The sequence below is a fragment of the Sphaerotilus sulfidivorans genome, assembly GCF_013426975.1.
GTDB classification, from domain to species: domain Bacteria; phylum Pseudomonadota; class Gammaproteobacteria; order Burkholderiales; family Burkholderiaceae_C; genus Sphaerotilus; species Sphaerotilus sulfidivorans.
Genome location: NZ_JACCPY010000005.1, coordinates 170774 through 195881 on the forward strand (window position 1 = coordinate 170774; position 25108 = coordinate 195881).

General features: G+C 69.4%; 23 protein-coding genes. 16 read left to right on the plus strand and 7 right to left on the minus strand.

Going from position 1 to position 25108, the window contains the following annotated elements:
• Positions 1 to 26 precede the first annotated feature (26 nt).
• The gene (locus HZU84_RS05175; RefSeq protein ID WP_149504909.1) at positions 27 to 992 is read left to right on the plus strand and encodes a complex I NDUFA9 subunit family protein; all 966 of its coding nucleotides are present in this window, start codon (positions 27 to 29) and stop codon (positions 990 to 992) included.
• A gap of 157 nt (positions 993 to 1149) precedes the next feature.
• Here the strand turns inward: HZU84_RS05175 and HZU84_RS20465 are convergent, their stop codons facing one another.
• Complete coding sequence (locus HZU84_RS20465) at positions 1150 to 1770, minus strand: PEP-CTERM sorting domain-containing protein (protein WP_244954359.1); 621 nt, start codon at positions 1768 to 1770, stop codon at positions 1150 to 1152.
• Positions 1771 to 2029: 259 nt separating this feature from the next.
• Between HZU84_RS20465 and HZU84_RS05185 the strand changes: the two genes are divergently transcribed.
• Positions 2030 to 3256, plus strand: coding sequence for a multifunctional CCA addition/repair protein (locus HZU84_RS05185; RefSeq protein ID WP_149504908.1), 1227 nt, complete (start codon positions 2030 to 2032; stop codon positions 3254 to 3256).
• Between the two features lie 12 nt (positions 3257 to 3268).
• Here HZU84_RS05185 and HZU84_RS05190 read toward each other — a convergent pair whose 3' ends face one another.
• Both HZU84_RS05190 and HZU84_RS05195 read right to left on the minus strand, forming a co-directional pair.
• Positions 3269 to 3460, minus strand: a complete 192-nt coding sequence (locus HZU84_RS05190) for a DUF2905 domain-containing protein (RefSeq protein WP_149504907.1) — start codon at positions 3458 to 3460, stop codon at positions 3269 to 3271.
• A gap of 13 nt (positions 3461 to 3473) precedes the next feature.
• Positions 3474 to 4592, minus strand: coding sequence for a class I SAM-dependent methyltransferase (locus HZU84_RS05195; RefSeq protein WP_149504906.1), 1119 nt, complete (start codon positions 4590 to 4592; stop codon positions 3474 to 3476).
• Between the two features lie 30 nt (positions 4593 to 4622).
• On the opposite strand from HZU84_RS05195, the gene HZU84_RS05200 reads away from it, so the two are divergent.
• Complete coding sequence (locus HZU84_RS05200) at positions 4623 to 4994, plus strand: dihydroneopterin aldolase (protein WP_149504905.1); 372 nt, start codon at positions 4623 to 4625, stop codon at positions 4992 to 4994.
• 19 nt (positions 4995 to 5013) lie between these two features.
• Here HZU84_RS05200 and ppk2 read toward each other — a convergent pair whose 3' ends face one another.
• A complete protein-coding gene (gene ppk2, locus HZU84_RS05205; protein WP_149504904.1) occupies positions 5014 to 5937 on the minus strand; it encodes a polyphosphate kinase 2 in 924 nt (307 codons plus the stop codon).
• Between the two features lie 136 nt (positions 5938 to 6073).
• Between ppk2 and ttcA the strand changes: the two genes are divergently transcribed.
• Together ttcA and HZU84_RS05215 are read left to right on the plus strand one after the other, a co-directional pair.
• On the plus strand, positions 6074 to 7090 hold the full coding sequence (gene ttcA, locus HZU84_RS05210) for a tRNA 2-thiocytidine(32) synthetase TtcA (protein WP_149504903.1): 1017 nt from the start codon (positions 6074 to 6076) through the stop codon (positions 7088 to 7090).
• 16 nt (positions 7091 to 7106) lie between these two features.
• Positions 7107 to 7769 (plus strand): DUF4136 domain-containing protein, encoded by a 663-nt coding sequence (locus HZU84_RS05215; RefSeq protein WP_149504902.1) that lies wholly within the window; start codon positions 7107 to 7109, stop codon positions 7767 to 7769.
• On the opposite strand, the gene HZU84_RS05220 is transcribed toward HZU84_RS05215, so the two are convergent.
• Positions 7750 to 8601: a DUF6279 family lipoprotein gene (locus HZU84_RS05220; protein WP_149504901.1), complete on the minus strand. Its 852-nt coding sequence runs from the start codon at positions 8599 to 8601 to the stop codon at positions 7750 to 7752. The two genes, HZU84_RS05215 and HZU84_RS05220, sit on opposite strands and share 20 nt — an antisense overlap.
• Before the next feature lie 142 nt (positions 8602 to 8743).
• Here HZU84_RS05220 and glmU point away from each other — a divergent pair, with 142 nt between their 5' ends.
• Together glmU and HZU84_RS05230 are read left to right on the plus strand one after the other, a co-directional pair.
• Complete coding sequence (gene glmU, locus HZU84_RS05225) at positions 8744 to 10132, plus strand: bifunctional UDP-N-acetylglucosamine diphosphorylase/glucosamine-1-phosphate N-acetyltransferase GlmU (protein ID WP_149504900.1); 1389 nt, start codon at positions 8744 to 8746, stop codon at positions 10130 to 10132.
• Positions 10129 to 10566: a hypothetical protein gene (locus HZU84_RS05230; RefSeq protein WP_149504899.1), complete on the plus strand. Its 438-nt coding sequence runs from the start codon at positions 10129 to 10131 to the stop codon at positions 10564 to 10566. Before glmU ends, HZU84_RS05230 begins: the two co-directional genes overlap by 4 nt.
• Before the next feature lie 22 nt (positions 10567 to 10588).
• Here HZU84_RS05230 and HZU84_RS05235 read toward each other — a convergent pair whose 3' ends face one another.
• Entirely contained in the window at positions 10589 to 11077 is a 489-nt protein-coding gene (locus HZU84_RS05235; RefSeq protein ID WP_149504898.1) for an Lrp/AsnC family transcriptional regulator, read from the minus strand.
• 156 nt (positions 11078 to 11233) lie between these two features.
• Here HZU84_RS05235 and glmS point away from each other — a divergent pair, with 156 nt between their 5' ends.
• From glmS to HZU84_RS05280, 9 genes are all read left to right on the plus strand, one after another.
• The gene (glmS, locus tag HZU84_RS05240; protein ID WP_149504897.1) at positions 11234 to 13096 is read left to right on the plus strand and encodes a glutamine--fructose-6-phosphate transaminase (isomerizing); all 1863 of its coding nucleotides are present in this window, start codon (positions 11234 to 11236) and stop codon (positions 13094 to 13096) included.
• 293 nt (positions 13097 to 13389) lie between these two features.
• Positions 13390 to 14358: a reverse transcriptase domain-containing protein gene (locus HZU84_RS05245; protein WP_149504896.1), complete on the plus strand. Its 969-nt coding sequence runs from the start codon at positions 13390 to 13392 to the stop codon at positions 14356 to 14358.
• Between the two features lie 63 nt (positions 14359 to 14421).
• Complete coding sequence (locus HZU84_RS05250) at positions 14422 to 15747, plus strand: AAA family ATPase (protein ID WP_244954358.1); 1326 nt, start codon at positions 14422 to 14424, stop codon at positions 15745 to 15747.
• 23 nt (positions 15748 to 15770) lie between these two features.
• On the plus strand, positions 15771 to 16253 hold the full coding sequence (locus tag HZU84_RS05255; RefSeq protein ID WP_149504894.1) for a GreA/GreB family elongation factor: 483 nt from the start codon (positions 15771 to 15773) through the stop codon (positions 16251 to 16253).
• Positions 16254 to 16272: 19 nt separating this feature from the next.
• Positions 16273 to 17265, plus strand: a complete 993-nt coding sequence (locus HZU84_RS05260) for a DUF3616 domain-containing protein (protein ID WP_180692803.1) — start codon at positions 16273 to 16275, stop codon at positions 17263 to 17265.
• A gap of 222 nt (positions 17266 to 17487) precedes the next feature.
• Positions 17488 to 18909 carry an NADP-dependent phosphogluconate dehydrogenase gene (gene gndA / locus HZU84_RS05265; RefSeq protein ID WP_149504892.1) on the plus strand — a complete coding sequence of 474 codons (1422 nt, stop codon included), beginning with the start codon at positions 17488 to 17490 and terminating at the stop codon, positions 18907 to 18909.
• A gap of 166 nt (positions 18910 to 19075) precedes the next feature.
• Entirely contained in the window at positions 19076 to 19519 is a 444-nt protein-coding gene (cynS, locus tag HZU84_RS05270) for a cyanase (protein WP_149504891.1), read from the plus strand.
• A 105-nt stretch (positions 19520 to 19624) separates the two neighbouring features.
• Positions 19625 to 21694 (plus strand): ATP-dependent helicase, encoded by a 2070-nt coding sequence (locus HZU84_RS05275; protein ID WP_149504890.1) that lies wholly within the window; start codon positions 19625 to 19627, stop codon positions 21692 to 21694.
• 143 nt (positions 21695 to 21837) lie between these two features.
• Positions 21838 to 23589 carry a S8 family peptidase gene (locus HZU84_RS05280; RefSeq protein WP_149504889.1) on the plus strand — a complete coding sequence of 584 codons (1752 nt, stop codon included), beginning with the start codon at positions 21838 to 21840 and terminating at the stop codon, positions 23587 to 23589.
• On the opposite strand, the gene HZU84_RS05285 is transcribed toward HZU84_RS05280, so the two are convergent.
• Entirely contained in the window at positions 23570 to 24979 is a 1410-nt protein-coding gene (locus tag HZU84_RS05285; RefSeq protein WP_149504888.1) for a bifunctional diguanylate cyclase/phosphodiesterase, read from the minus strand. The genes HZU84_RS05280 and HZU84_RS05285 overlap by 20 nt on opposite strands.
• Positions 24980 to 25108: the final 129 nt, after the last annotated feature.

Here is a 25108-nt window from a genome sequence, read left to right on the forward strand (position 1 = left end):
CCGATGCTTTCCGAGGATTCTTCACCATGGCTTTTCGCAAGCTGCTGATCCTGGGCGGAACCGGTTTTGTCGGCCGCTCGCTGGCGGCCCGCTGGGCGGCCGAGCCGGCCGCCGCCGGCTGCGCCATTGTCGTGCCGAGCCGTCGCCCGAGTCGGGGCGTCGCGCTCGCGACGCTGCCGACGGTGCAGCGCATCGCCGCCGATGTGCATGATCCGGCCACGCTCGAGCGCCTGATGCAGGGCGCCGATGCGGTGGTCAATCTGGTGGCCATCCTGCACGGCAGCGCCGCGCAGTTCGAGGCGGCGCATGTCGTGCTGCCGCAGCGCATCGCCGCGGCCTGCCTGCGTGCGGGTGTGCCGCGGCTCGTCCATGTCAGCGCGCTGGGCGTGCCCGAGGGCGATCCGCAGTCGGCCCCGTCGCGCTATCTGCGCAGCAAGGCCGCCGGCGAGCAGGTGCTGCGCAGCGCGGCCGGCCTGGAGCTGACGATCCTGCGTCCGAGCGTGATCTTCGGGGCCGACGACCGCTTCATCCGCCTGTTCGCGCGGCTGCAGGCGCTGGCGCCGGTGATGGCGCTGGCCGGGGCCGGCGCGCGTTTCCAGCCGGTCTGGGTCGAGGATGTGGCTGCGGCCCTGGTGCGCTGCCTGCTCGACCGGGCGACGGTCGGCCAGGTGATCGAGTGCGCCGGCCCGGAGGTCTGCACGCTGGCGCAGCTGGTGCGCCTGTCCGGGCGCTGGAGCGGTCATGAGCGTGCGGTGCTGCCGCTGCCCGACTGGGCTGGCCGGCTGCAGGCGGCCGCGCTCGGCCTGCTGCCGGGCGAGCCGCTGATGTCGGGTGACAACATCGACTCGATGAAGGTGCCCAATGTCGCCACCGGCCGGCGGCCGGGGCTGGAGTCGCTGGGCATCCGGCCCGCCGGCGTGGGCGCGGTGATGGCGCCGATCCTGCAGGCCGGCCTGACGGACGCCGACCGGCGCCGCTCGGCCCGGCGCTGAAGCCGAGGGCTGCGCCAACGGCGCGTCCCGCCTCTCTCCACCGTCATCCTCGCGAAGGCGAGGATCCACGCTCACCTTGGCCTCCTGCCCCTCGTGGGTGCCCGCCTTCGCGGGCATGACGGTGAAGTGGGGGGGGGGCCAGGGGAGCCGGGCCGGATCAGGCCGCGCTGCGGCGCCGGCGGCTGGCCAGGCCGAGCAGGCCCAGGCCGGCCACCATCATCGCCAGCGTCGAGGCTTCCGGCACCGGTGCGGCCGGCGTCCAGCCGCTCAGCTTCAGGCGGTAGTCCCAGCCGGCATCGCCGCCGCCGTCGAAGTCCCACCAGTGCGCGCGGTAGCCCATGACCGCGGTGTAGTAGGTGCCGGCCGACAGCTTCATGTTGAAGGTCAGACGGCTGACGCTGTCGCCGGCGTCGTCATCGGTCGCCGAGGCCAGCGTGCCGGTGGCCACCGAGCTGCCCTGGAACAGGCCCAGCACCGGCATGGCGCTGGCGCTGTCCGGGGTCAGCGTGAAGGTGACCCACATCTGCTCGGCCAGCGTGAAGCTGTAGAAGTCGGAGGAGCTGCCGCCGCCGGTGGTGGTCAGGCGCGAGCCGTCGACCTGCAGCAGGCCGCCATTGGTCAGCGTGCCCAGATCCTGCGGGATCGAGATCGCGTCGTTCGGATCGCCGCCCAGGGCTTCCTGCTCGGTGTAGGCCGCCTGCGCGGCGGCGCCGGCGCAGGCCAGCGCCGCACCGGCCAGGGCGGTGCGCCAGCGCTGCGGTTTCGAGGTTGCGGACATGACTGCTTCTCCCATCACGCTGCGCCGACCCGGCAATCGACTGACGCTCACAATTGGTACGGCGAAGTGTTTGGTGATTATTGAAGCATCTCGCTACAGCTACGTACCATCCCCGGGTCATGGGTGCGCCTTGTGTGATGCTTGATACACCCTGCACTCCCGGGTATGGAAATCCCGCGTTTCTGACCCGCTTCAAATGATCAATTCGCGCATCGCCTCGGGTCTCGCCTCGGATGGCGGCGGCGGCGAGAATGGGCCCATGAAAGTGTTTCTGGTTGGAGGGGCGGTGCGCGACCGCCTGCTGGGCCGCCCGTCGGGCGATCGGGACTGGGTGGTGGTCGGCGCCACGCCCGAGGCCATGGGCGCGGCCGGCTACCTGCCGGTAGGGCGCGACTTCCCGGTCTTCCTGCATCCGCGCACCCATGAGGAATACGCGCTGGCGCGCACCGAGCGCAAGACCGGCCCCGGCTACCACGGCTTCGTCTTCCGCACCGGGCCGGAGGTGACGCTGAAGGACGACCTCTCGCGCCGCGATCTGACGATCAACGCGATGGCGCAGGCCGAAGACGGCACGCTGGTCGATCCCTGGGGTGGCCAGGCCGACCTCGCGGCGCGGGTGCTGCGCCATGTCGGATCGGCCTTTGCCGAGGATCCGGTGCGCATCCTGCGGCTGGCGCGCTTCGCGGCACGGTTCACCGATTTCTCGGTCGCGCCGGAGACGCTGGCGCTGTGCCGTGTGATGGTCGAGGCCGGCGAGGTCGACGCGCTGGTCCCGGAGCGGGTCTGGCAGGAGCTGTCGCGCGGGCTGATGGAGGCGCGGCCCTCGCGCATGATCGAGGTGCTGCGCGACTGCGGCGCGCTGGCGCGGCTGCTGCCGGAGGTGGATGCGCTGTTCGGCGTGCCGCAGCGCGCCGACTACCACCCGGAGATCGACACCGGCGTGCACCTGATGATGGTGCTCGACATGGCCGAGCGGCTGGGCACCGCGCTGCCGGTGCGCTTCGCCTGCCTGGTGCACGACCTGGGCAAGGCCACGACGCCGGCCGACATCCTGCCGCGCCACCTCGGCCATGAGGGCCGCAGCGTGAAGCTGCTCGGGCCGCTGGCGGCGCGGCTGCGCGTGCCGGTCGAGTGCCGCGAGCTGGCCGAGCTGGTCGCGCGCGAGCACGGCAATCTGCACGCCAGCGCCGGCTTCGGTGCGGAGGCGCTGGTGCGGCTCTTCGACCGCTGCGACGCCTGGCGCCGGCCCGAGCGCTTCGAGCAGGCGCTGCAGGCCTGCGAGTGCGACGCGCGTGGCCGGCTCGGCTTCGAGGAGCGGCCCTATCCGCAGGCCGACCGGCTGCGCGGCGCGCTGGCCGCGGCGCGCGCGGTCGACTCCGGCGCGGTCAGCGCCGAGGCGCTGGCGCGCGGCCTGAAGGGCCCGGCGATCGGTCAGGCGCTGCAGCAGGCGCGCATCGCGGCGGTGGCGGCGGCGGTGCCCGGCTGATTCGGCGCCGGTTCAGAGCCAGCGCATCAGCGCCAGCCCGACCAGCGTGATCAGCAGGCTCGAGCCGAGCGGGAAGTGCCAGCGCCGGCGGCCGATGCGCACGCTGAAGTCGCCCGGCACCCGGCCCAGGCCGATGCGCTCCAGCCAGGGCTGCAGGCCGTTCCAGACCAGGCAGGTCAGCACGAAGACGATCAGCCAGCGCATCGTTGGGCTCCGATCAGAGCGTGTGGCTGCGGTCGCCCGCGGCGAAGCCGATCGGGTCGAACAGCTCGGCCGGCGTCACGAAGCCGACCACCTTGAACAGCTCGCCCATCTCATGCTCGGTGACGAGCTTCTGCGCCATCGCGCGCTCGCGCAGGTCGGCGCCCTCCAGGTCGGCGAGCAGGCCGCAGTTGAAGAGAAAGCGCGCCTGCGAGGTGTAGCCCAGCACCTCCAGCCCGGCGTCCTGCCCGGCCAGCGCCACCGCGGTGAAGTCGACATGCGCGGTCAGGTCCTTGCGGCCGACATCGACCAGCGGATCGGCGTCGGCCTGGTGGCCGCGGTGGCACATCAGCGTGCCGCCGGTGCGCTGCGGGTGATAGAACTCGTGCTCCGGGAAGCCGTAGTCGACGAAGAAGGCCGCGCCGCGCGCGAGCTGCGCCGCCAGCGTGCGGATGAAGCCGCTGGCCTGGCGCGGCAGCTCGGTGACGGTGCCGGGCAGGAAGGGGCCTTCCACCGGCGGGCGTTCCGCCGTCGGCCGGTCGGCCCAGGCGAAGCCGCCCTGCGCGTCCAGCGTCACGCCGCGCTCCAGCCACTGCGCGCCGTCCCAGTGCAGCAGCATGACCGGCATCGCGTCGAGCACCTCGTTGCCGACGACCACGCCCTCGAAGCGCTCGGGCAGCGCATCGGCCCAGTGCAGCTTGTCGAGATGCTGCGGCACCCGCGCGGCGCAGGTCTGGCGCTGGCGCTCGCGCAGCGTGCCCGAGAGGTCGACGATGGTGTAGCGGCGGATCCGGTCGCCCAGCGCCCCCAGCAGCTGCGCGGCCAGCGCGCCCGAGCCGGCGCCGAATTCCCACAGCTCGGCGGTGCCGGTGGCATCGAGCGCCTGCGCGAGCTGGCGCGCCACCGCGCGGCCGAACAGCCCGGAGAGCTCCGGCGCGGTCACGAAGTCGCTGCCCGAGGCGGGCAGGGCGCCGAACTGGCGGTCGCCGCCGCTGTAGTAGCCCAGGCCCGGCTGGTACAGCGCCAGCGCCATGAAGCGCTCGAAGCCGATCCAGCCGCCGTTCTGGCGGATCTCGTCGGCGATGAGGAGGGCCAGCGCGTCGCTGGCTACACTGGGGGAAGAGGCGGCATTCACCCGCCGATTGTAGGAACTCGAGCCTTTTCCATGTCCACCACCCGCGGCACCCAGATCCTGACGCTCACCGGCCTGCGCTTCGACGCCAACCTGGGCGTGCTCGAGCACGAGAAGGAGGCGCCCCAGCCGATCGCGGTCGATGTCGAGCTCAACCTCGGCAGCCAGCCGCTGCATCCGCGCGACGACGATCTCACCCATGTGCTCGACTACCGCCGGGTGCGCTCCATCGTCATCGAGGAATGCACCGCCCGGCATGTCAACCTGCTCGAGAGCCTGATCGGCAAGGTCGCTGCGCGGCTGATGGACCTGCCCGGCGTGCTGGGCGTGCGGGTGAAGATCGCCAAGCTGGAGATCTTCGACGACTGCGAGGTCGCGATCCGCATCGAGACCGGGCAGTGGTGAGCCGCCGCGCCCGGCCCGCTCAGTAGACCTCGGGCACGAACAGCTCCGGCGCGACCGGATTGCGGGTGTAGTCCTCGTGGTGCTCGCGCTCGGGCAGCGCGATCAGCGGCTGCTCGACCTCCTGGTAGGGCATCTGGCCGAGCAGATGGTGGATGCAGTTCAGGCGCGCGCGCTTCTTGTCGTCGGCGGCCACGATCCACCACGGCGCCTCCGGAATGTGGGTGCGCTCGAGCATCACCTCCTTGGCCTTGGTGTAGTCCTCCCAGCGCCGGCGCGATTCCAGGTCCATCGGGCTGAGCTTCCACTGCTTCAGCGGGTCGTGGATGCGCGCCAGGAAGCGCACGCGCTGCTCGTCGTCCGAGATCGAGAACCAGTACTTGATGACCTGGATGCCGGAGCGCACCAGCATGCGCTCGAACTCCGGCGCGGAGCGGAAGAACTCCTCGTACTGGTCGTCGGTGCAGAAGCCCATGACCCGCTCGACGCCGGCGCGGTTGTACCAGGAGCGGTCGAACAGCACGATCTCGCCGCCGGCGGGCAGGTGCGAGACATAGCGCTGGAAATACCACTGGGTGCGCTCGCGGTCGTTGGGCGCCGGCAGCGCGGCGACCCGGCAGACACGCGGATTCAGGCGCTGGGTGATGCGCTTGATCACGCCGCCCTTGCCGGCGGCGTCGCGGCCCTCGAACAGGATGACGACCTTGTGCTTCGTCGCCACCACCCAGTCCTGCAGCCGCACCAGCTCGGCCTGCAGGCGCAGCAGCTCGCGGAAGTAGAGCTGGCGCGACTGCGCGTCGCCATCGGTGCTCGGCCGGCCCTCGGCAGCGGCCAGCGCGTCGAGATGGCGGTCCTCGAACTCCAGCTCGATCTCCTCGTCCAGATCGTCGCGCAGGTCGCGGTGCAGGCGGCGCATCAGCTCGTCATCGGTCGGGGTCTGGCTCATCGGTCGGGCTCGTGGGGGGAAGGATGCGCAGCACGCTAGCGCGCCGCCGTGGCGGGCCTGTGACAGCCGCTCGCCATCGGCCTGTCCGGGGTGATGCGCTTGGACCGACAATTCCGCCCATCCAATTCCGCCCATCATGCAGACCTCCGAATCCACCTCCGTCCCGACTTCGGCCGCGCCGCCCACCGAGGCCGAACGCCGCGCCGCCCACGAGATCAACAAGCTGTCCAAGCGCCTGCACCGCCAGGTCGGTCAGGCGATCACCGACTACAACATGATCGAGGAGGGCGACCGGGTCATGGTCTGCCTCTCGGGCGGCAAGGACAGCTACTCGCTGCTCGACATCCTGCTGAACCTGCAGCAGCGCGCGCCGATCAACTTCTCGATCGTCGCGGTCAACCTCGACCAGAAGCAGCCGGGCTTCCCGGCCGAGGTGCTGCCGGCCTACCTGAAGAGCCGCGGCGTCGACTTCCACATCGAGAACCAGGACACCTACTCGGTGGTCAAGCGCGTGATTCCCGAGGGCGACACGATGTGCAGCCTGTGCTCGCGGCTGCGCCGGGGCATCCTGTACCGGGTCGCCGGCGAGCTGGGCGCCAACAAGATCGCGCTTGGCCACCACCGCGACGACTTCCTCGGCACCGTCTTCCTGAACCTGTTCTTCCAGGGCCGCCTGAAGGGCATGCCGCCGAAGCTGGTCAGCGACGACGGCCGCCACACCGTGATCCGTCCGCTGGCCTATGTCGCCGAGACCGACATCGAGCGCTGGGCCGCGCACCGCCAGTTCCCGATCATCCCGTGCACGCTGTGCGGCAGCCAGGAGAACCTGCAGCGCGTGCAGGTCAGGAAGATGCTGCGCGAGTGGGACCAGAAGTTCCCGGGCCGCATCGACAACATGCACCGCGCCTTCAGCCATGTGGTCCCGTCGCACCTGATGGACCGCAAGCTCTTTCCCTTCGAGACCATCCGCCCGACCGGCCAGGCCGACCCGATGGGCGACAAGGCCTTCGACCATGACGATGACGAGGACGACGACGCCTGCGCGACGCCGGCCGCCGCCGAGGCGGGACTGCCGGCCGAGGCCGCGATCTCGCTGGAGGCGCTGCGCCGCACGCTGAGCCCGTCGTCGCCCTTCCTGCCCGCTCAGGACTGATCCGAGGAGACTGCCGATGTCTGCCCCTTCGAACGACGCGGGCGCCCGGCCCGGACGCCGACGCCTGCTGGCGCTGGGTGCGCTGGCGCCGCTGGCCGCGCTGCTGCCCGGCTGCGCGCTGCTGAAGCAGAGCGTCGTCGATGTGGCGAGCTTCGGCGCGTGGCCGAGCGGCCGCCGCGCCGGTGCCTATGCCTTCGATCGGCTGCCCTCGCAGCAGGCCGATCCGGCCGCGCAGCAGCGGCTGGAGCAGGCGGCGGCGCAGGCGCTGGAGCGGGTCGGCTTCGTGGCCGCAGCCACGCCGGCCCAGGTCGAGGTGCTGGTGCAGCTCGACAGCCGCTTCAGCCGGGTGCTGTCGCCGTTTGCCGATCCCTGGCCGGGGCCCTTCGCGCCGGTGCGCCGCGCGCCGCCGCCACCGGACCGCCGCATTCACGGCTCGGTCGTGATCGGCTCGGGCGTGGGCTTCGGGGCCGGCTTCGGCTGGCAGGATGTGCACGAGCGCCAGCAGCTGCTGATGCTGCTGGTCGACCGCGCCAGCCGCGAGCGTCTGGTCGAGATCCGCATCGAGCATGAGGCGCGCCACACCAGCCCCGATCTGCTGCCGCTGATGTTCGAGGCCGGCCTGCAGGGCTTTCCGGACCTGCCGCCGGGCACGCGCCGCGTCACGATCCAGCTGCCGTAGCGGTGGCGGCGCCGGCCGCGCGCAGGTCGCGGGCCCAGCCCTGCAGCCGTGTGGCGGCCTCGCGGCGCTGGCTGGCGTCGGTGCGGTTGTGCAGCTCGGCGATCAGCTCGCACTGGAAGCGCTGCAGCTGTTCGCGGTACTGGCGCGCCTGCGGATCGTCCGGCTCGAGCGTGCGCCGGGCCCAGGCCTGCAGCAGCGCGGTGCGGCGCTCGCGCTCCGGCGCCTGCAGCGTGCGCAGCGCCTGCAGGGTCTCGATCAGGTCGCGCTGCTGGCGCTCGCGCTCGAGCTGCCAGCGCGCCGCATCCCAGGGCGAGGCGCGCAGCCTTTCGGCGACCAGCCGGCGCTGCGCCGCATCCAGCCGGCCGTAGAAGGTCTCGGCGCGCTCGATCAGCCGCTCGCGCGAGGCGCGCTGGCGCTGGTCGGCATCGCCGCGCACGAAGCGCTCGCGCCAGTCGCGGTTGTCCTCGTCGAGCGCCTGCTGCAGGTGGCGCAGCTGCGCCTCGCTCAGCCCGGCCAGCACATCGGCCATCGCGCCGCCGGCCAGCGTCTGCAGATGCAGCTGCTGGCGCTCGCGCAGCTGCTGCCACCAGCGGCACAGCCGCTCCGGGCGGGTGTCGGCGCCGGCCTCGCGCGCGATCTCCTCGATCAGCGCGACATCCTCGGCCAGCGCCAGCGGGTGGCGGCGATGCCAGTCCAGCCACTGCGTCAGCGCCTGGCGCACCCGCGGCGCCTGCGCGTCGTCGAAGTCGAGGCGCCGGTCCAGCCACCACCAGGCCAGCGTGTCGGCCTGCCGGTAGGCCAGACCGACGCTGCTGCAGGCGCCCAGCAGCATCGTCAGCGCCAAAACCGGCAGGAGTCGCGACCACTTGACGCACTTAAGGCGCGGAAGTCGTGCCAGTGCCATGCCAATCCGGATAATCCGCGATTCCACACCGTCCGGAACACACGGAACACGCTTGAGAGAGGATCTGCGCATGTCGCTCGATGTTGTGATCATGGCCGCTGGCAAGGGCACGCGGATGAAGTCTGCCCGCCCGAAGGTGCTGCACCCGCTTGCCGGTCGGCCCCTATTGCAGCATGTCCTCGAGACCGGCATCGGTCTGGGGGCGGAGCGGCTGATCACCGTGACCGGTCACGGGGCCGAACAGGTCGAGCAGGCGATGCGCCGCGCGCTGCCTGAGGCGCCGCTGGCCTTCGTGCGCCAGGAGCCGCAGCTCGGCACCGGCCACGCGGTGCAGCAGGCGGTGCCGGAGCTTCCCGAGTCGGGGACCACGCTGATCCTGAACGGCGACGTGCCGCTGGTCAAGGCGGAAACCGCCAAGGCGCTGATCCAGGCCTGCGCCGGCGAGCGTCTGGTGCTGCTGACGGTCGTGCTGGCCGATCCGACCGGCTACGGCCGCATCGTGCGCGAAGGCGAGGCGGTTCGCGCCATCGTCGAGCACAAGGACGCCACCCCTGAGCAGCGCCAGATCCGCGAGGGCTACACCGGCATGATGGCCGCGCCCACCGCGCACCTGAAGCGCTGGCTGGCCCGGCTGAGCAACGACAACGCCCAGAAGGAGTACTACCTGACCGACATCGTCGCGATGGCGGTGGCCGACGGCGTGCCGGTCGTCGCGACCCAGGCCACCGGCGAGACCGAGGTGCTGGGCGTCAACAGCCCGGTGCAGCTCGCCGACCTGGAGCGCCGCTTCCAGCGCGAGCAGGCCGAGAGGCTGATGGAGGCCGGCGTGCGGCTGATGGACCCGGCGCGCTTCGACCTGCGCGGCACGCTGCGCACCGGCCGCGATGTCGCCATCGATGTCAACTGCGTCTTCGAGGGCTCGGTCGAGCTGGGCGACGATGTGCAGATCGGCGCCAACTGCGTGATCCGCAACGCCCGCATCGCCGCCGGCGCGGTCATCCACCCCTTCACCTGCATCGACGGCGAGGCCGCTGGCGCCGAGGTCGGCGAGGGCGCGCTGGTCGGGCCGTTCGCGCGGCTGCGCCCGGGCGCCAGGCTGGGCCGCGAGGTGCACATCGGCAACTTCGTCGAGGTCAAGAACTCGACGCTGGCCGATGGCGCCAAGGCCAATCACCTGGCCTACCTGGGCGACGCCACCGTGGGCGAGCGCGTCAACTACGGCGCCGGCAGCATCACCGCCAACTACGACGGCGCCAACAAGCACCGCACCGTCATCGAGAACGATGTGCACATCGGCTCGAACTGCGTGCTGGTCGCGCCGATCACCGTCGGCGCCGGTGCCACCGTCGGCGGCGGCTCGACGATCACGAAGAACGTCGGCGCCGGCGAGCTGGCGGTCGCGCGCGGCAAGCAGATCGGCATCGGCGGCTGGGCCCGCCCGGTCAAGGCGAAGAAATGAACCCGTCGGCCGGCAGCGGACTGAGCGGGCTGTGGCACAGCCTGACCGGCAAGGCGACCGTGCCGGCCGCGTCGGCCTCCAGCGCGCCGGCTGCGGCGATCGCCACCGGTGCCGGCCTGCCGTTCGAGCCGACCCACTATCAGCGCCTCGGTCTGGCCGAGGACTGCACCGAGGCGGAGATCGAGATCGCCTGGCACCGGGTCTCGGCCGATCTGCTGCCGCCGCTTCCTCCTGCCGAGCGTCTCAAGCCGCAGGCCGCCCGTGCGGGCGCGGCCGACGAGACCCGCTCCGCGCAGCGGCGCGCCGACGACCGCCGGCTGGCGCATGCGGTGCTGAGCGATCCGGCCCGGCGTGCGGTCTACGACGCCTGGCTGGCGCGCGAGCGCGCCGCCCGCCCGCCGCAGGGCTGGCTGACGCGGCTGCGCGGGCGCTGATCGCACGCTGATCGGACGGCTTTCAGTCGCGCGGCTTCGCGGGCAATGTGAGCTGCAGGCCGCTCTTGGCGCGGTGCACGCTGAAGAAGCAGCGCACATTGCGCACGTTCACGTCGCTGGTGAACAGGCGCTGCGCCAGCGCCTGGTAGGCCGGCATGTCGGCGACCTGCGCGATCAGCACGAAGTCCGGGCCGCCCTGGGTGCGGTAGCACTGCTGCACGCCGGGCTCGGCCACCGCCCGGGCCTCGAAGGCCTCGATGCGGTCGATGGCCTGGCGGTCGAGCGTGATCTCGACGATCGCGGTCAGGCCGTGGCCGAGCGCTTCGGGCGACAGGATGGCCACCGTGCGCTCGATGACGCCCGCATCGGTCAGCCGCTTGACGCGGCGCAGGCTGGTCGCGGCCGAGACATGGACCGCCTCGGCGATCGCCTGGTTCGAGCGTGAGGCGTCACGCTGCAGCTCGTCGAGCAGCTTCAGGTCGATGGCGTCCACCGGGATGAGGGTCGACATGAAAAAAATCCTCAAGAAATGCTTTTGAGTGGCATCTTATTGCGTTGCATTTGCAATGGGATGTTTTCGGGCAAAAAAGATAATTTTTTGCTCATTCATTTCACGAATCTCTGCCTACCATGCGGGCCTGCTTCCACTTTCCAAGGGAAACCACCCATGTGCGGCATCGTCGGCGCGGTCAGTCAGCGCAACATTGTTCCCATCCTGATCCAGGGTCTGCAGCGGCTCGAGTACCGCGGCTATGACTCCTGCGGCGTCGCGGTGCATCAGGGCGGCGGCCTGCGCCGCACCCGCAGCACCTCGCGGGTGGCCGAGCTGGATGCCCAGGTCGCGCAGGAAGGCGTCGAGGGCCTGATCGGCATCGCGCACACCCGCTGGGCCACGCATGGTGCGCCGGCGGTGCACAACGCCCACCCGCATTTCTCGCATGGCCCGGGCCTGGAGGCCAAGAGCGCGCGCGCCGGCCGCATCGCGCTGGTGCACAACGGCATCATCGAGAACCACGACGAGCTGCGCGCCGAACTCAGGGGCCGTGGCTACGAGTTCCTCAGCCAGACCGACACCGAGGTCATCGCGCACCTGGTCGACTCGCTGTACGACGGCGATCTGTTCGCCGCGGTCGAGGCCGCGCTGCCGCGCCTGAAGGGCGCCTACGCGATCGCGGTCTTCTGCCAGGACGAGCCGCAGCGCGTCGTCGGCGCCCGCGAGGGCTCGCCGCTGGTGCTGGGCGTCGGCCAGGGCGAGACCTTCCTCGCCTCCGACGCGATGGCGCTGGCCGGCGTGACCGACCAGATCATCTACCTGGAAGAGGGCGACGCGGTCGACCTGCAGCAGGGCAAGTACTGGATCACCGCCCGCGGCGAAGGCGGCGCGCGCTTGCGCGTCGAGCGTCCGGTCAAGACGGTCAACGCCCACAGCGGCGCGGCCGAGCTGGGCCCGTACCGCCACTACATGCAGAAGGAGATCTTCGAGCAGCCGCGCGCCATCGCCGACACGCTCGAGGGCATCGAGGCGATCACGCCGGACCTGTTCGGCGACGGCGCCGCCGAGGTGTTCTCGCAGATCGACAAGGTGCTGATCCTGGCCTGCGGCACCAGCTCCTACAGCGGCCTGACCGCCAAGTACTGGCTGGAGTCGATCGCCAAGATCCCGTGCGCGGTCGAGATCGCCAGCGAGTACCGCTACCGCGAGAGCGTGCCCGACCCGAAGACGCTGGTGGTCACCATCAGCCAGAGCGGCGAGACCGCCGACACGCTGGCCGCGCTCAAGCATGCGCGCTCGCTGGGCATGGAGCACACGCTGACCGTCTGCAACGTCGGCACCAGCGCGATGGTGCGCGAGTGCAAGCTGGCCTTCATCACGCACGCCGGCGCCGAGATCGGCGTGGCCTCGACCAAGGCCTTCACGACGCAGCTGGTCGCGCTGTTCCTGCTGACGCTGGTGCTGGCCAAGCAGCGCGGCTCCATCCCCGAGACCGGCGTGGAAGCCGGCCTGCGCAACCTGCGCCACCTGCCGGCCGCCGTGCAGTCGGTGCTGGCGCTGGAGCCGCAGATCATCGCCTGGGCCGAGCTGTTCACGCCCAAGCAGAACGCGCTGTTCCTGGGCCGCGGCCGCCACTACCCGATCGCGCTGGAAGGCGCGCTCAAGCTCAAGGAAATCAGCTACATCCACGCCGAGGCCTATCCCGCAGGCGAGCTCAAGCACGGCCCGCTGGCGCTGGTCGACGCCTCGATGCCGGTGGTCACGGTCGCGCCGAACGACCAGCTGCTGGAAAAGCTCAAGAGCAACATGCAGGAAGTGCGCGCGCGCGGCGGCGAGCTGTTCGTCTTCGCCGACGCCGACACGCGCATCGAGAACGAGCCGGGCGTGCACGTCATCCGCATGCCCGAGCACTACGGCGCGCTCAGCCCGATCCTGCACGTCGTGCCGCTGCAGATGCTGGCGTATCACACCGCCTGCGCTCGCGGGACGGATGTGGACAAGCCGCGCAATCTGGCGAAGTCGGTGACGGTGGAGTGACGCGGGTTGCGTCGGCAGAGGAAGGGCCTTCGGGCCCTTTTTTGTTGGCTGGGGAATCTTGATCGTTGATCGGACAGTACCGGCTTACACGATGTTTTGGGACATTGTTGCGCTGATGTACCGATCTACGCCTTGTGTGAGCACCTGTCCCGGCTCACCCTGGGTCAAGCGCATCACACAAGTAGATTCAGACGGCCTAGAGGCTGGCCTGTGCGACCGGAGATACTCCTAGTCAGCCAGCATGAAGCTATGCTAGCGCAAAGCTACAACCCCGTCCACCCGATACGTCCGCCATGCCCATTGTGAAAAAGCCGTTGAAGACGCTGTTTGAAGCCATGTTCCATGGCAAGCGCTCCTTTGCGGATTTCATGCGCGAAGCGTCTGAGGACGACCTTGGGCGCACTCACATCCGGCAGGGTGCCAAGCGACGTGAACTGGTCAGCCCGAGCGAACGCCTCCGGGCTTATCACAGCTTCCTGCGCCTATTTCTGGTTGACTTCCTGCCGGTTCATGAGAAGTCCGTGTTCTCGTACCGAAAGGGAGTCAGTGCCCGTGCCGCTGTCGAGCAGCATGCACCGAGTCGCCATTTTTTCGTCACAGACATCGAGTCGTTCTTCCCTAGTCTCACGCGCGGCATCGTGCGCGAGACGATCACCAACGCGATGGCGGAGATCCCCATCGCAGATTTGTCAGACCATCTGGAGCATGTGCTGGACCTGCTATGCGTGGATGACGCTGTGCCGATCGGGTTCTCGACTTCTCCGGGTCTCAGCAACGCTGCGCTGTATCCCTTCGATGCTGCCTTTCACGCACGTTGTCAGCAGCTTGGTGTGATCTACACACGCTACGCCGATGACATAGTTCTGTCGTCGGGCGAGCGCTCTGCAGTGCAAGAGGGAGAGGTTGCTCTCAATGAGCTGCTCGATCGGATGTTCCGGGGTGAGCTGCGGTTGCACCGTGGTAAATCGAAGTACCTGCACGTCGGTGGAAAGATCAAGTTGCTGGGCATGGTGCTCCTCCCGAACAGGACGATCTCCGTTGACACCTCTGTCAAGGATGAGATTGAAACCATGCTTCACCTGTACCTTCGGGACCGCGAACGGTTCAATAAAATGCTGGAGGTCGGGTCCGCCAAGACCGAGGCTCGGCTTGCTGGCCTGCTGAACTATGTCAACACCGTGGACCAGTCATACCTAGAGAAGCTGCGGCGCAAGTACGGAGCCGCAGTGGTGGACATGTTTTTGCACCGATCTTTTGGTTGATGTGATATGAGGTTTCAAGTAGATATCCACGATGTCCGGCCGATCAAGACACTGACGTTTTGCTTGGACCTCGACCGCAACGCACCACTTTGTATTGTTGGTCGCAACGGCGCAGGTAAAACTACCTTGGCTAAGGCGGTCATGAACTTCGCGCTGGCTGACACATTTCGGCGTACCACTTCTGATGGCGCGCTGCGCCAAAGCAGTTTTGTTCGCTACACAGTGGACGGTGTCTCGTTCGAATTTACCTACGACCCGGCGGTGGGCACGCTAAGCACTCGTCAGTCGGTGCCGAAGTCGCTGCGGTCGCTGATCGCAGTTGAACTACCGATTCCCCATGGCCAGCGCTTTAGCTATTTTCATGCGCTCTCCGAGGCGGATAATGAGATCCGCCGCGCCATTATCCTTGATAACCATACTCGGCCTGGAGCCCTGATCGAATTCCTGACGCGCATCTACGGCGATGCGCGATTCGAGGACTTGCGTGAAGTGAGGTTCTCACGAGGAGCCTGCTGTTTCTACCATGTCGAGGACGAACGCTACGTTCGAGAGGACTACTTCAGCTCGGGCGAATTTTTCCTCGTCAACCTTTTCAGACGATTGCAGTCAGGGCCTAGGCTCATCTTCATTGACGAGATCGATATCTCTCTTGACGCCGCCGCTCAGGCCCGATTGGTCAATGAATTGCGTGCTCTGTGTATGGAATTCTCTGTCAACGTTGTGTTCACCAGCCACTCGCTTGCGCTCATGCAGACGCTGCGAGAAGGTGAGTTGCTCTACATGGAGGCTGTTGGCGAGCAGTCGATACTGGAGGAACGTTCGTTTGCGTATGTCAAGAGTCTGCTGTTCGGTTTCCACGGCTGGGATCGATACATCTTGGTGGAGGATGAATCCGCCAAAATGGTCATTCAGCACCACATTGATCTGCATTGCAGGCCAACTTACTACAGCTATCTCATCATCCCGGTTGGTGGTGTTACGCAGGTCACTGGTCTCCTGCAGCGCAACCGAGACCATGGATTTCTTGCGCCAGCGGATGCAGTCATCGCTATCCTAGATGGAGATCAGGCAGAAACTGGCAACGTCACCAAGGCAGATACCTACTGTATGCCTCTGAGGTCGCTCGAAAGCGCATTCGAGGCATTGTACGATCAACCTGGTTTCTCTCCCAAGCTGCCGGACGGTGAGAAAATTCCCGATAAGGGCAGGGGCAAGCACATATATAAGGCATACCGACGCTACCGGCTTCTGTCCGATGCGGAGATCGTCGAAAGGGTATGCGTTCCCCAAGCTGAGAAAATTCAGAGTTTCTCCGAACAGATTCTCCGTCCCTTCCTGTCTTCTCGATTGGACGCGTCGGATGTTGCTGCTGCACCAGTGCCGATCTAGATATCGATACGCCCATCGTACCCATGGATAAATTCTTGCTGCAGCAGCAGGTCCTGCAACGGCTCTCCGAAGACCTGCTGCAGGCCGAAGAGGCCGTGCGGGAGGCCCATGCAACGGCGACCCACGAAGAAAACATCGCCGAGAACAAGTACGACACCCTGGGGCTCGAAGCCGCCTACCTGGCCACCGGCCAAGCCCGTCGCGCCGCAGCCATCCGCCAGGCACTGGCCCGCTGGCGCCAGTTCCGCCCGCTGCCCTACGACGCCGGCAAAGGCATCCAGCTCGGTGCGCTGGTCTGCCTGGTCGATGCCGAAGACAGGCAGCAGCAGCTCTTTCTCGGCCCCGATGGCGGCAGCATGCAACTGGTCAGCGGCGCTCAGATCGTCCAGGTCATCAGCACCGATGCCCCGTTGGGCAGGGCCCTGCTGGGCAGATGCGAGGGTGACGAGGTGTCGGTACAGGTCGCCCCCAAGCGACTCCAGTTCGAGGTGCTGCGGGTGCTTTGAGCCGCAAGCAAGGATCAGCATGCCATTGCCCCACGCCTTTTCGATGTTGTCGGCCCTCGCGCTGACGCTGTTCGCCGGCTCCGCGTCGGGCGCACCCGCCTCCGCCGCCATGAGCTACCGCGGTCCATGCGATGCGTCGGCCGCTGTCGCCCTGGATGCCGATCATTTTGTCGTCGCGGGCGACGAGGACAACACCTTGCGCATCTACCGGCGCGGCCGGCCGGAGCCCGTGGGCGAGGCGCCGCTTGCCGCCTTCCTCGACAGCGGCAACAAGGAGTCGGATCTCGAAGCGGCGGCGGCTGTCGGCCAGCGCATCTACTGGATCGCCTCGCACGGCCGCAACAGCAAGGGCAAGGTGCGGCCCGACCGGCAGCGTTTCTTCGCCACCGACATCGTTCCGGGTGCGCAGCCGGGCGTCACCCCGGCAGGAACGCCCTACCGCGGCCTGCTCGACGACCTGGCCGCCGCGCCGACGTTGGCGGGCCTGCGTCTCGGCGATGCAGCGCGGCTCGCACCCGAGGCGCCCGGCGGGCTCAACATCGAAGGGCTGGCGGCGATGCCCGATGGCAGCCTGCTGGTCGGATTCCGCAACCCGGTGCCCAACGGCCGGGCGCTGCTGGTGCCCTTGCTCAACCCCGCGGAGCTGGTGACGGCCGCGCCTGGGCGCAAGGCACGCTTCGGCGAGCCCATCCTGCTCGAACTGCGCGGCCGTGGTGTTCGCAGCATCGAGCGCGCCCTGGACGGCCGCGGTTACTGGATCGTCGCCGGGCCGGCTGCCGACGCCGGTGCGTTCACGCTGTACCGCTGGTCGGGCCAGAAGCACGACGCGCCGCGGATCGTCGACAGCAGCGAGCTTGTCGGCTTCCGGCCGGAGGTGCTGTTCGAGCCGCTGGGAGGTGGCGGCACCTTGCAGCTCCTGAGCGACGACGGCGGCGTCGTGACCAACGGCGTGGCGTGCAAGGACCGGCCGATGGCGGCGCAGGCGTTCCGCAGCATCACGCTGCAACCCTGATGTCGCTCGGGTGGTGTTTGCGGCTCATGGATTCAGCTTTTCAGCGCCATCAAACGGCGGGCGGGAAGTTCATGACACGCGCTGGGCCCGCCGATCAAGTCCCCCGCCCGCCCGTCGATAGCCCTGACGCGCCCGTCCCGCCCCACGGGAGCCCCTGACAGCCGGTCGACAGCGGGCTGCATGGAAAATCGAGGGTTTTCCCGAAAAGAACCGGACTCCCGCATGACCACCAAGCATCCCATCGGCCTGATCGGCCTGGGGGTGATGGGCCGCAGCCTGGCCCTGAACCTCGCCGACCACGGCTTCGACGTCAGCCTGCATGACCGCTCGCCACAGGCGGTGGCGCGCAGCGTGGCCGATGACACCACCGGGCGGCTGCACGGCTTCGAGTCGCTGGCCGACTTCGTGGACAGTCTGGCCGCGCCGCGCAAGGTGCTGATGATGGTCAACGCCGGCGCGCCGGTGGACGACGTGATCGCGAAGATCGCGCCGCTGCTGTCGCCCGGCGACATCCTGGTCGACGGCGGCAACAGCCTGTTCGCCGACACCGAGCGCCGCTCGGCCGAGCTGGCCGCCAGCGGCCTGTGCTTCGTCGGCGCCGGCGTCTCCGGCGGCGAGGAGGGCGCGCGCAAGGGCCCGGCCATCATGCCCGGCGGTCCGGTCGAGGCCTGGACCGCGCTGCGGCCGATGTTCGAGGCGATCAGCGCGAAGGTCGACGGCGAGCCCTGCGTCTCGCACATCGGCCCGGGCGGCGCGGGCCACTACGTCAAGATGGTCCACAACGGCATCGAGTACGGCGACATGCAGCTGATCTGCGAGGCCTACGCGCTGATGCGCGCCGCCGGCCTCGACACCGACGCGATGGCTGCCGTCTTCGACGAGTGGAACCGCGGCGAGCTGCGCAGCTACCTGATCGAGATCACCGCGCGCATCCTGGCGCAGCGCGACCCGGACACCGGCGCGCCGATCGTCGATGTCATTCTCGACAAGGCCGGCCAGAAGGGCACCGGCCAGTGGACGCTGATGAACGCGGCGCAGAACGCGGTGGTGGTCAGCACGATGGGCGCGGCGGTGGACGCGCGCGTGCTGTCGTCGATGAAGGCGACGCGGCTGGTGGCCAGCACCCGGCTGCAGGGCCCCGAGGCGCGCATCGACCTGCCGGTGGCCGAGTGGGTCGAGCTGCTGCGCCAGGCGCTCTATGCCAGCAAGATCGTCAGCTATGCGCAGGGCCTGGACCTGATGCGCACGATGAGCGCGCAGCGCGGCTGGAACCTCGACCTGGGCGCGATCGCGCGGCTGTGGCGCGGCGGCTGCATCATCCGCGCGCAGTTCCTCAACCGCATCGCCGAGGCCCATGCCGACGGCCAGGCGCCCGCCAGCCTGATGCTGGCGCCGTACTTCGAGACGGCGCTCAACGGCGCGCAGCCGGCCTGGCGCCGGGTGGTCGCGCAGGCGATGCTGGCCGGCGTGCCGGTGCCGGCGATGTCGGCCTCGCTGGCCTTCTTCGATGCCTTCCGCAGCGCGCGTCTGCCCGCCGACCTGCTGCAGGCGCAGCGCGACTTCTTCGGCGCGCACACCTACGAGCGCATCGACCGCCCGGCCGGCCAGTTCTTCCACACCGTCTGGCCGGAAGTGCAGGGCTGAGCAGCGTTCGTCCTGAACGGCGCGCGGCGCGCAGGCACATCGCTTGCAGTTCCCGTCGGCCTGTCTGACGGCGTGGGCCGCTGCACCGCCCTGGTGCGGCGCGCCCGGCCCCGGGCGGCATCCGACTGAATCCGACTGAACCGCGACCCTGATGGAGGCATGCGCCATGAGCCGACTCGACGTGACCGAAAAGATCATCGCCACCAAGGTGGCCAAGGGCCTGAAGTGGTCTGACGTGGCCCGCGAGGTGGGGCTCAGCAAGGAGTGGGTCACCGCCGCCTGCCTGGGCCAGATGACGCTCGACGCCGGGCAGGCCGCGGTCATCGCCCGCCTGTTCGACCTCAGCGAGGCCGAGGCGCGCTGGCTGCAGGTGGTGCCGTACAAGGGCTCGCTGCCGACCTCGGTGCCGACCGATCCGCTGATCTACCGCTTCCACGAGCTGGTCAGCGTCTACGGCACCACCTTCAAGGAACTGATCCACGAGGAGTTCGGCGACGGCATCATGAGCGCGATCGACTTCCGCATGGACCTGCAGCGCGAGCCCGACCCCAAGGGCGACCGGGTCAGCATCACGATGAGCGGCAAGTTCCTGCCGTACAAGACCTACTGATCGCCTGCGGATCGGCTGTGCATCGGGCCGCATCAGGCCGGGTCGGGGAGGGCTGGCTATGATCGCCGCCCGCAGTCCCTGCCGCTGCGTCCCCGGAGCCCCGCCATGGCCGACGCCCCCTCGACCCTCAATCCCGCCCAGCTCGAAGCCGTCCACCACCTGCACAGCCCCTGCCTGGTGCTGGCGGGCGCCGGCTCGGGCAAGACGCGGGTGATCACCCACAAGATCGCCCGGCTGCTGCAGGCCGGGCTCGCGCCGAAGCAGATCGGTGCCATCACCTTCACCAACAAGGCGGCGCAGGAAATGCGCGAGCGGGCGCGCTCGCTGGTGGGCGCGCGGGCGTCGAAGGATCTGGTGATCGCCACCTTCCACTCCCTGGGCGTGCGCATGCTGCGCGAGGACGGCGAGATGCTCGGCCTGAAGCCGAAGTTCTCGATCCTGGATGCCGACGACGTGCTGGGCGTGCTGAAGGACGCCGGCGGCACCACCGACGCGGCGGTGGCGCGGCGCTGGCAGTGGACCATCAGCCTGTGGAAGAACAACGGCCTGAGCTGCGAGCAGGCCGAGGCCGCCGCGCAGGACGACGACGAGCGCGTCGCCGCCCGGGTGATGAAGCTCTACGAGGAGCGGCTCGCGGCCTATTCGGCGGTGGACTTCGACGACCTGATCGGCCTGCCGCTGAAGCTGCTGCAGCAGCACGAGGAAGCGCGCGAGAAATGGCGCCGCACGCTGCGCCATGTGCTGGTCGACGAATACCAGGACACCAACGCGACCCAGTACGAGCTGCTCAAGGCGCTGGTGGGCGAGCAGGGCCTCTTCACCGCGGTGGGCGACGACGACCAGAGCATCTACGGCTGGCGCGGCGCCACCATCGAGAACCTCAAGCGCCTGCCGCAGGACTATCCGAACCTCAAGGTCATCCCGCTGGAGCAGAACTACCGCTCCACCGGCGCGATCCTGACCGCTGCGAACAACGTCATCGCGCTGAACCCGAAGATCTTCCAGAAGAAGCTCTGGAGCGAGTTCGGCCAGGGCGAGCCGGTCAAGGTCATCGAGTGCGACCAGGAGGAGCACGAGGCCGAGCGGGCGGCCGCGCGCATCCTGGCGATCCGCGCCAACACCGCGGGCGAGCACACCGGCTCGACCGAGTGGCGCGACTTCGCCATCCTCTACCGCGCCAACCACCAGAGCCGCAAGCTGGAAGAGGCGCTGCGCAAGGCGCAGATCCCGTACAAGGTCTCCGGCGGCCAGAGCTTCTTCGACCGCGCCGAGATCAAGGACCTGTGCGCCTGGCTGCGGCTGCTGGTCAACCAGGACGACGACCCGGCCTTCCTGCGCGCGATCACCACCCCGAAGCGCGGCATCGGCCACACGACGCTGGCGGCCCTGAGCGACTTCGCCGGCAAGTGGCGCGTGAGCCTGTTCGAGGCGCTGTTCCAGGAGTCGATCGGCACGGCGCTCTCGGCCAAGGCGGTGGGCTCGCTGCACGAGTTCGGCCGCTACGTGAACGACCTCGAGTACCGCGCCCGCCACACCGTGGGCGCCGAGGCGGCGCGGCCGATGCTGATGGAATGGCTGGGCGAGCTGGGCTTCGAGCAGCACCTGCTCGACAGCGAGGAGAACCCCAAGGTCGCGGCGGCGCGCTGGTCCAATGTGCTCGACTTCATCGACTGGATCGCGCGGCGCTGCGGCGGCGAGATCGCCGAGGACGGCAGCGGCCAGGTGCAGTCCGAGACGAAGAGCGTGCTCGACGTCGCGCAGACCATCAGCGTGATCCTGAGCCTGGCCGAGCGCGGCGAGGCCGACCAGAACGTCGTCACGCTGTCGACGCTGCACGCCAGCAAGGGCCTGGAGTGGCCGCATGTCGTGCTGGTGGGTGTCAACGAGGGCACGCTGCCCTTCAAGCGCGAGGAGGAAGAGATGACCGTGGAACGGCTGGAGGAGGAGCGCCGGCTGATGTACGTGGGCATCACGCGGGCGCGGCGCACGCTGCTGGTGACGACGCTGCTGCGCCAGAAGCGTGGGCGCGAGATCCGTCGCGCCTTCCCGAGCCGCTTCATCAAGGAGATGCGCCTGGACGAGCAGGTCGCCAAGGTCAACCCGCGCGACCGGATCGCGGCGCAGCGCGCGGCCTTCGCGGCGCGGGCCGCGGCGCAGGGAGGGGCTTCCGGCTGAGGTGCATCCTCGAGACAACAGGCGGAAAGTTCACTTTTTCGCGTTTGTGTTGAAGTGTGAATTTATGCATGCAACTCTCTGGGGCGGAAACAATCCCTGGACGCCTGTTGCACACGATGCGAACTCCCAGGAGGAGAAACCCCATGTCGTATCGTGTCCTGCCTTTCCCGCCCGTCCGGTGGATGACTGCGGTGCTGCTGGCTGCGGCCGGCGTGTCTGCCCAGGCCAGCGCGGCCGCTCCAAGCGCGCCGAAGATGACCGACCAGTTCATCGTGCATTACCGCGCCACCTCGTTCTCGGCGGCCGCTGCCGCCCGCTCGCCCGATCGCCGCGAGCGTGATCGCCAGCGTGCCGAGCGGGTGGTCAGCCGCTTCGGCGCGACGGTGGCCTTCCGGCGCGACGGCCATGACGGCAGCAGCGTCTTTCGCGCCAGCCGCGCGCTGACGCCGGAGCAGATCCGCACCCTGTCGAGCGAGATGGCTGCGGCGGATGCCGAGGTGCTGTCGGTCGAGCCCGATCTGGTGATGCTGCCGCAGTGGGTGCCGTCGGACAGCCAGTTCGCCAGCCAGTGGCACTACTACGAGGCGGTGGGCGGCATCAATCTGCCGGCCGCCTGGGACCGCTCGCTGGGCGCGGGCGTGCGGGTTGCGGTGATCGACACCGGCTACCGGCCGCATGCCGACCTGGCGGCCAACATCGTCGGCGGCTACGACTTCATCGCCGACACCGCCACCGCCAACGACGGCAATGGCCGTGATGCCGATGCCCGCGACCCGGGCGACTGGTGCTCGAGTTCGAGCAGCTGGCACGGCACCCATGTGGCCGGCACCATCGCCGCAGTCACCAACAACGGTCTGGGGGTCGCGGGTGTGGCTCCTTCGGCCAGGATCGTGCCGGTGCGGGTGCTGGGCACCTGCGGCGGCTACACCTCCGACATTGCCGCCGGCGTGGTCTGGGCCTCGGGCGGCACCGTGTCCGGGGTTCCGGCCAATGCCTATCCGGCGCGGGTGCTCAACCTGTCGCTGGGCGGCTCGGGCGCCTGCGGCACGACGATGCAGAACGCGATCAATTCCGCCCGCTCGCGCAGCGCGATGCTGGTGATCGCGGCCGGCAACTCGAACATCAATGCGTCCAACGCCAGCCCGGCCAACTGCGCCGGCGTGATCACCGTCGGTGCGACCACCCGCACCGGTGCGCGGGCCTCGTTCTCGAACTACGGCTCGGTCGTCGATGTGGCCGCACCGGGCGCGGGCATCCTGTCGACCCTCAATGCCGGCAGCACCGTGCCTGGCGCTGACAGCTATGCCTCCTACAACGGCACCTCGATGGCCACGCCGCATGTGGCCGGCGTGGCGGCGCTGATGCTGGCGAAGAATGCCGCGCTGACGCCCGACCAGGTCGAGAGCATGCTCAAGAGTTCCGCGCGTGCCTTCCCGGTCAGCCCGGGCACGACGACGACGATCGGCACCGGCATCGTCGACGCGAAGAAGGCGGTCGACACCGCGATGGGCTCGCAGCCGACCGCGCTGGCCGAAGGCGAGTCGAACAACACGGTTGCCACCGCACGCGCGGTCACCGTGGCCCATGCGCGCATCGCCGGCACGGTGGCCTCGACCACCGACACCGACTATTTCCGGGTGAGCGTCGCGGCGGGCCGCACGCTGTCGGCGACGCTGAACCACACGGCCAGCACGCAGAACTACCAGCTCTATCTGTACAACGCCGCGGGCACCTCCGCGCTGGCCTCGAGCACGCGGGCAGCAGGCCAGCCGGAGACGGTCACGGTGCGCAACGGCACGACCGCGGCGGTCAACTATCTGGTGCGGGTGGTCTATGCCAGCGGCGGCACCGGCAGCACCAGCGGCCGATACGTGCTCAACCTGCTGCAGCAGTGATCGAGACCCGGCCGGTCCGGTGAGCCGGGCCGCGGGTCGATTCCGCGCCGGTGGCCGTGCCGGGGCCGGGGGCGGTCCCGGTCGAGCTGTCCAGCACCACCCGGTGCTGGACCCGGGCATGCATCAGCACCTGGGTCATCGTCGTGGCGCCGACCGGCAGCGACAGCAGCGGGCCCTGGAACTCGTCGCAGTGGCGGGCGCGCAGGACATCGAGCTGCTCCTCGCTGCGCACGCCCTCGGCGACCACCCGCAGTCCCAGCGCCCGGCCCAGGCCGATCAGCGCGGCGGCCATGCGGGTGCCGTCACGCTGGCCGAGGCGCTCCAGCACCCGGGCGTCGAGCGTCAGCTCGTCGAGCGGCAGGCGCCCGAGCGTGTCCAGCGAGACCGGGCCGGCGTCCCCGAGACGCGCCAGCCCGACCCGCACGCCGGTGGCGCGCAGCGAGCGCAGCGTGCCGCGCAGCAGGTCCGCGTCGCCCGACAGCGCCGCGCCGGGCATCAGCAGCGTCAGCGTGCCGCCGGGCAGGCCCTGGTCGACCAGCGCGTCGAGCACCATCGACACCAGCGCGCGGTCCTGCCAGAGCCCGGCCGGCAGATCGACCGACAGGCTGGGCACATCCAGCCCCTGATCGCGCCACTGCCGCACCTGGCGGCAGATGCCGTGCAGCAGCATCAGGGTCAGCCGGTGCATCAGCCCGGCGTCGGCGGCCACCGCGGCCCAGCCGCGACCGCCGTCGGCGAGGCCCGCGCCCAGCGCCGGGGTCCAGCGTGGCAGGACCACCGCACCGGTCAGCGCGCCGGTGCACATGTCGGCCTGGATCTCGAACAGCAGGTCGAGCCGGATCTGGTCGATGCCGCGGTGCAGGGTGTCCTCGGCGCGCAGCCGGCGCATCGCGACCATCGTGGTGGCGGCCTCATGCCGGACGCACTGGCCGCGACCGAGCCGGCGGGCCTCCAGGCTGGCCAGATCGGCCTGGCGCAGCAGCGTGGCGACCTCGTGCCCGCTCTGCGCATCGAAGTCGACCCGGCCGGCGCAGCCGCCCAGGCAGAAGCGCTGGCCGGCGACCTCCATCGGCTGCTCCAGCGCATCCAGCAGCAGGTGCGCCGCGGTGTCGACATGCTCGGGCGAGGCGTCGCCCAGCACCACCAGGAAGCCGTCGCCGCGGCGGTGCAGGGCTTCGGCCCCGGTGGCGGGCTGCTGCAGCGCGTGCAGCGCCGTCTCGAGCTGCCGGGCCGCCGCCTGCAGCACCGTCTCGCGCAGGGCGGCGCCCAGCAGCGCGGCCATCTCGTCGAGCCGCATCGGCACGACCAGCAGCAGCGTGCCGCAGGCGCTGGCGCTCAGCGCGCGTGACAGGCGGGAATCGGCGACAGGGGGCGCAAGAGGGCGGTCCATGGCGTCGATATCGGTTGCCGCTTTTGCCGCCTTGACCCCCGGCCCGGGCGGGTGGGGTCACCTGGGGTCCGGCCGGTTTCCGGACACCCCTACAATCGTGCGCTTTGTCCCTTATTCCCCTTTGCAGGA